The organism is Palleronia sediminis (genome assembly GCF_004358695.1).
GTDB lineage: Bacteria > Pseudomonadota > Alphaproteobacteria > Rhodobacterales > Rhodobacteraceae > Palleronia > Palleronia sediminis.
This window is the reverse complement of sequence record NZ_SNAA01000035.1, coordinates 1-5,299: the sequence shown is the minus strand read 5'-3', so window position 1 is coordinate 5,299 and position 5,299 is coordinate 1. Positions and strand designations below refer to the sequence as shown.

Annotated in this window: 6 protein-coding genes and 2 pseudogenes; 5 read left to right on the top strand and 3 right to left on the bottom strand. The window is 63.0% G+C overall.

The genetic code is table 11. The features are described from left to right. The first annotated feature begins 232 nt into the window (after positions 1-232). The gene (locus E2L08_RS16575) at positions 233-685 is read left to right on the top strand and encodes an Arm DNA-binding domain-containing protein (protein WP_206077035.1); all 453 of its coding nucleotides are present in this window, start codon (positions 233-235) and stop codon (positions 683-685) included. A gap of 2 nt (positions 686-687) precedes the next feature. Here E2L08_RS16575 and E2L08_RS16570 read toward each other — a convergent pair. Then, positions 688-1,619 (bottom strand): annotated as a pseudogene (locus E2L08_RS16570) (IS5 family transposase). A 281-nt stretch (positions 1,620-1,900) separates the two neighbouring features. On the opposite strand from E2L08_RS16570, the gene E2L08_RS16565 reads away from it, so the two are divergent. After that, positions 1,901-2,842, top strand: a complete 942-nt coding sequence (locus tag E2L08_RS16565) for a LysR family transcriptional regulator (RefSeq protein ID WP_133398193.1) — start codon at positions 1,901-1,903, stop codon at positions 2,840-2,842. Between the two features lie 182 nt (positions 2,843-3,024). Then, complete coding sequence (locus E2L08_RS16560) at positions 3,025-4,092, top strand: MBL fold metallo-hydrolase (protein WP_133398192.1); 1,068 nt, start codon at positions 3,025-3,027, stop codon at positions 4,090-4,092. Here E2L08_RS16560 and E2L08_RS17330 read toward each other — a convergent pair. Continuing rightward, positions 4,089-4,346, bottom strand: a complete 258-nt coding sequence (locus tag E2L08_RS17330) for an aspartate/glutamate racemase family protein (RefSeq protein WP_338069525.1) — start codon at positions 4,344-4,346, stop codon at positions 4,089-4,091. The genes E2L08_RS16560 and E2L08_RS17330 overlap by 4 nt on opposite strands. Between E2L08_RS17330 and E2L08_RS16555 the strand changes: the two genes are divergently transcribed. Then, entirely contained in the window at positions 4,239-4,499 is a 261-nt protein-coding gene (locus E2L08_RS16555; protein ID WP_133398191.1) for a hypothetical protein, read from the top strand. The two genes, E2L08_RS17330 and E2L08_RS16555, sit on opposite strands and share 108 nt — an antisense overlap. A 158-nt stretch (positions 4,500-4,657) precedes the next feature. Further along, positions 4,658-4,822 carry a transposase gene (locus E2L08_RS17460; RefSeq protein WP_133398190.1) on the top strand — a complete coding sequence of 55 codons (165 nt, stop codon included), beginning with the start codon at positions 4,658-4,660 and terminating at the stop codon, positions 4,820-4,822. Here the strand turns inward: E2L08_RS17460 and E2L08_RS16545 are convergent. Then, a pseudogene (locus tag E2L08_RS16545) lies at positions 4,780-5,178 on the bottom strand (IS3 family transposase); the annotation flags it as partial. The gene E2L08_RS17460 and the pseudogene E2L08_RS16545 sit on opposite strands and share 43 nt — an antisense overlap. Between the last annotated feature and the right edge of the window lie 121 nt (positions 5,179-5,299).

Below are 5,299 nucleotides of genomic sequence, written 5' to 3'. Positions count from 1 at the left end.
AAGGGGAAAGCTTGGCCATCTGCTCGTCGCTCAGCCAGTAGAGGTCGTCCATGTCACCGCTCCGTTTTTCGGGCCGTGAATCACGCCGAACAGCAACAATCAATGCATCCTGACCCTAGTAGACTGCTTAAGTAAACAATCCGAAAACTCCATTCCGCAACAACCCCGGAATTTGCTGCCAAGTGCTTACGTGGTGCTTACGCGAAATCCGGGTCCGATAGAAACCGAGACGATGGCGAAGATCACGAAACGAACCGTAAACGGCGCCGGGCCACAGACCAAGGACTACATTATCTGGGACGACGAACTCCCCGGCTTTGAGCTTCGGGTCTTTCCGTCAAGCGAGCGAAGCAACGTCATTCAGTATCGCGCTCGGGGACGGTCACGCCGCTATGCGATCGGGTTGCACCGAGTGTGGACCCCGGAAATCGCCCGCCGCGAGGCGAAAGTCCGATTGGGTGACGTCACGCAGGGCAATGATCCCGCAGCCGAGCGGGAGGAAGAGCGTCGCGCGGTCACCGTTCGCGAGCTCTGCGAGCAGTACATCGCCGATATGGAGGCAGGTCTCGTTCTTGGGGAAGGATGGTCGCCTCAAGAAGGCGACGACGGTTGCGACCGATGTCAGCCGCATCCGGCAGTGTTGCACGAAGCGCCTTACGGACGGACCGCCCCTTACCCCATTTGAGGTCAGCCGGCGGGCTGTGTGACGGGGATGCCGAGTGCGGTGAAGCGGTTGAGGATGGCGATGCGGATCTGAAGTTCGGCGGTCTGGCGGTCGAAGCCTCGCGCCATGAGCTTCTGACCGAGGAGCTTGAGGCAGTTCATTTTCGTCTCGACGCGGCTTCGTCGGTGGTAGCCGCTCCGCTTCCGCCAGAGCGTTCGCCCAAAGCGCTTCATGGCGCGGAGGTCGTCGTTGCGTCCCCGGGCGCTTGGCTTTTTTTCTTCCAGGGCTTCGCGTTCCGGCGCGGCGGGATGATCGCTTCCGCCCCACAGCTTGCGACGGCGTCGCGACAGGCACGCCCGTCATAGGCACCATCGGCTGTGACCGACGCGATCGGCTCATCCTCGGGGACCTGCGACAGCAGGCCGGGCAGCATAGGCGCGTCGCCGATCCTACTGTCGGTGAACTCGACCGCGCGGACCTCGAGCGTGCTTTCGTCGATGGCGAGATGGACCTTGCGCCATACACCTCGCTTTGCCCCTCCGTGCTTGCGGGCCTGCCATTCGCCCTTGCCCCGAACCTTGATCCCAGTGCTGTCTACGAGCAGGTGCAGCGGCCCGCCTGAGCCCCGGTAGGGCAACTGAACGGCCAGAGTCTTTTGGCTTCGGCAGAGCGTCGAGTGATCCGGCACCGGCCAATCCAGCCCCGCGAGCTTCAGCAGGCTCGCTACGAAGCCGGTTGTCTGCCGGAGCGGCAGGCCGAACAGCACCTTGAACGTCAGGCACGCCTGGATCGTGGCGTGGCTGTAGACCGGCTGCGCGCCGCGCCTGCCCGAGGGCGCCGCATGCCAGGGCGTCGAAGGGTCGAACCAGACCGTTAGCGCCCCGCGCTAACGCAGCGCAGCGTTGTAGCTCGACCAGTTCAGGGTGCGGTAGCGGATGGGCGCAGGCTTGGATATGCCATCCAGCTATGTCGCCGGACTCCCAATGTGAATCCCAGAATCGGCTTCGTGCAACAACGCCACCGATCTGGCGTTTGGTGCCGAAAGGAAGATGCTGGATTTTCCGCTGCAACCCTTCCCACTGGATATCGGTCCGTATTCTATAGCAGGAGCTTTGTCGGATGGTTGGCGAACGGATTGTCCGGTATGATCGTGCAATGATCACCGCGGAGCAGCGCAGGATGGATGCGGAAGTCTTTCAGGGGTCGCCCTTTCATCACGATCTGGGGGGGGCGTAGATGAAGCTTATCCAGTTGGGTTATTTTGTCGGCATCGTCAAAGCCGGTAGTCTGGTCACCGCCGCGCGAGACATGAACATCGCGCAGCCTGTTCTAAGCCGTCACATGAATGAGCTGGAGGCCGAGCTTGGCGTCATCCTACTGGTACGCGGGCGCGCCGGCACGCGGCCGACCGAAGCGGGCGAGCTGTTCTACCAGCGCGCCGTCTACATCCTGCGGCACGTCGAGGAAACCGTCGATCTGCTGCGGGGCCGCGCGGATGGGGTGATAGGGCGCGTCAATGTCGGCATCATCTTTTATGCTGCGGACCTGCTTGGCCCGCTATTGCTGGACGCGCTGCAGCATGACTTTCCGGGGATCACCGTCTCGATCACGGACGGGCTTGCCGCAACGCTCTGGGATGGGGTGGGATCGGGCAAGCTCGATCTTGCGGTTGTGCCACATTCCACCACGCTGGCCCGCGTGACGCTGGAGCCGGTGCTGCGCGAGGCCCTGTATCTAGTCGCGTCCCGCGTCGGACCCGCGCCGCAGCTGGGCGCGATCGGCCTCGCCGAAACCTGCGGTCGCCAATTGGTTCTGCCAGGCATCCACGCCGAATTTCGCCAGCATTTGGAACATGTGGCCGCCGCCGCGGGGCACCGGCTGGACGTGCGGCACGAGCACCAATCCATGGCCGCCGTGCATCATCTGGTGCTGCAGGGTCGCGCCAATACGATCCGCAGCTGGCCCGGCCTGAAGGCTTTGTGGAATAGCGGCGCGGTGGATGTGCTGCGCATCACCGATCCAGAACCCCTGCGCCAGATCTCGCTTGCGACTCGGTCGCACAAGCCCTTGACCAAGGCTGTCCACGCCACCCGCGACCTATTGCGAAACCTGCTTCGCGCGCAGGCCCTTGCGGGCGAATGGCCGGGAGCATTGACAGATAATCCGGAGCAGGGTTGACGCACCATTGCTTGCTTTTCCAGTAAAGTCTCCCCGATTTTCTAGAAGATGAGACATTTCAGTGAACCAGAACGCTTTTTCAGTGGTCATGACATGCGCGCATGTGAACTATGCGGCATCGATATGCCCCTTAGCCTAGTCTCCTGTGTTGTACTCGCCCGGTCAATCAACGGGAGGATATCATGACACATCACACAACCCTTGCCGGAGCGATTGCGTTGGCACTTGCGCTGGGGACAGCGGCGGCGGAGGCCGAGACCTGCCTCAAGGTCACGCTGACAGGCACGAAGGGCGGGCCGATGGCCGTCAACGGGCTGGCCGGGGCGGGCACGCTAATCCAGTATGGCGAGAAAGCCGACAGTTGCCGCGGCATCGATCTGCAGGTCGATGCGGGACGCGCCACGGCGCTGCGTCACTCGGAACTGGGGGTATGGCCGGCAGAGATCGACGCGATCTTCTTCACCCATACCCACTCCGACCATGCCGACGGCTTTGCCGACTTCATGCAACTGCGCTGGCATTACCAGTCGGATCAGCCCAAGATCGACGTGGTTTGCAGCGCCGACTCCGTCTCGCCGCGCGGCCATACCAACAGCTGTGCGTCCTTCGTCAAGCACATCGCGGACGCCTATATCCATTCCGGCGAGATTGCCGAGCGGCACTGGCAGCGCAAGGGCAGCGGCGCCAGCGCCGAGGGGCCGTCCGCCCTGGCGAACGTGATGACCTTCGAGCCGTCGGACGAGCCGCAGGTCGTCTGGTCCAAGGGCGATGTTACCGTCAGTGCAATCCGGTCGACCCATACGGCGGGCCATGCGTCATACCGGATCGACACGCCGGCCGGCAGTGTCGTGGTCGCAGGGGATGCGTCGAACGACTTACAGGAGCCGCCCCGCGCCCATTCCACCTCGGATCAGGTCGAGAAGCTTGCGCAGGACGCGGACGTTCTGGTTCATTCCTCGACCCATCCCGTCATGGGTCCCGAGGCGGGAGGTGGAATGCCGAAGCCGGTATTTTACCGGCAAAGCACCGTGGACGATATTGGCGCGATGGCAGAGCGTGCCGGGGTCAAGCACCTAATGCTGACCCATCTCACTCCCTCGCTGGGTGAGGTCGAGCGCATCGACGGATGGAACATCCCGAACGCGCCGCTGACCGAAGCCGATTTCGAGGCTGCGGCCCGCTCGGGCGGTTATGGCGGCGATCTGCTGGTCGGCAAGGATCTCGCCTCTATCCAGTTGCCCGCGGACTAAGTTGTCAGGCCCCCCGCCCGCATCGCGGGCGGGTCAGGCCCCACCGACAACCCGGTCGAGAGTTTTGCCGCTGGGCGGCGGAACGATCCGGCGGTGACAGGGGTAGCGCCTAGGGGGATCAGACCTTCAAGCCGCTTGACGGCGGCTTGCTGACAATCGATGACCGGGACCGGCAGGCGGTCGCGCACGACCTGCGCCAACCCGGCCAACGGCGCACCTGCAAGCACGACCACATCGGCGCCATCCTCAGCCACCGCGCGCAGGGCCAGATCACAGAGGAGATCGCATTCTCCTCTTGCACGTCGGTAATCGACTGGATCGCGCCGGCATTGTTGCGCAAAGTCCGCCTGGGATTCACATCGGGCGTCCAGCGACATAGCGTAAGCGATGCTCTGGCCCCATTCTGATTTGATCTCGCGTGTTTTTCCGGTGGCGCCGTATCTTTCCTTCAGATGGCGACGGAGGAGCGGCAGCGATGGATGGGTCTGGGTTTGCGGGCCGGATGGAGGTGATTGAGCAGCCGTGCGGACGGCGGAATTGGCCTGTTTAGACGAAGCTGCGGGTGATGGCGGAGAGCTATGTTCCGGGCGTGTTGGTGGGCGATGTGGCGCTGTGGCACGAGCTGCTGCCGAGCCAGTTGACAACGTGGCGGCGGCACTACCGACAGGGTGAGCTGGTGCCGCGGGGGAGCACCCTGCGTGTCGCCCAGTCCATGATCGCGACCAGATAAAGGAAGCCGCGCCGCATCGGAATGTAGGTGATATCTGCGCACCAGACGTGGTTTGGTCGGTCGATCAGTAGACCCCGGAGCAGATACGGATACTTGCGGTGCTCCGGGTGGGGCGCCGTGGTCTTGGGTTTCTGATAGACGACGCGCAGGCCTATACGGGCCATCAGCCGCCGGACGCGCTTGCGCCCGACGCAATAACCCTGGTTGCGCAGGTGCCTCGCCATCTGACGGCTGCCGTAGAACGGCGTCTCCATGAACTGCGCGTCGATTAGCTTCATCAGCGCCAGGTTCAGCGGGTTCTCGCGTTTGCCCGGGCCATACCACGCGGACCGGCTGATGCCGATCAGGGCACATTGCCCCGGAGTTCGACAGTTAATCCGATAAGCGATTGATATTGTTGACGCGGGTCAAGCGTTTTTGTGACGACATCGAGCGTCAGGCGGGTTTCGGGAGGTTCAATGCATCGAAGAGGTCGAG